Below are 589 nucleotides of genomic sequence, written 5' to 3' on the forward strand. Positions count from 1 at the left end.
AGATGCTGCCGCTCAACCGCAACGAGCGGGGGGCGAACGGCAACGTCATCCGCCAGGGCATCGAGTTCGACCGCATCGGCAGGCGCGTCGCGTATCACTTCCTGCGCCGCCATCCCGGCGACGTCACCGATCCCGGTCTCGCCGGCGAGACGGTGCGCGTGCCGGCCTCGGAGGTCATCCACGTGATCGACCCGGTCGATGCCGGCCAGCTGCGCGGGATCTCCCGCTTCGCCCCGGGGATCGTGAAGCTCTTTCTGCTCGACCAGTACGACGACGCCGAGCTCGACCGGAAGAAGGTCGCGGCGATGCATGCGCTGTTCATCACCACGCCCGCGCCGGCCGAGCCGTTCGACGTCGCCGAGAGCGACGGGGCGGACGGCGAGCGGACCATGGACCTCCAGCCGGGCCAGGTGGTGATGCTGGAGCCCGGGGAGGAGATCCAGACCTCGGCCCCGACCGACGTCGGCCAGACCTACGAGCCGTTCCAGTACCGCACGCTGCTTCAGGTCTCGGCGGCGCTGGGCATTCCCTACGCCTATCTCTCCAACGACATGCTGAAGGCGAACTACTCGAACTCGCGGCTCGCCTT

1 protein-coding gene is annotated in these 589 nt (G+C 68.8%); it reads left to right on the forward strand.

Translation table 11 applies throughout. The features are described from left to right. On the forward strand, nt 1-589 hold a 589-nt coding region (locus tag ACTIFU_RS23965; RefSeq protein WP_439580826.1), incomplete at both ends, for a phage portal protein.

It is taken from the genome of Elioraea sp., from assembly GCF_051860475.1.
GTDB lineage: Bacteria > Pseudomonadota > Alphaproteobacteria > Acetobacterales > Acetobacteraceae > Elioraea.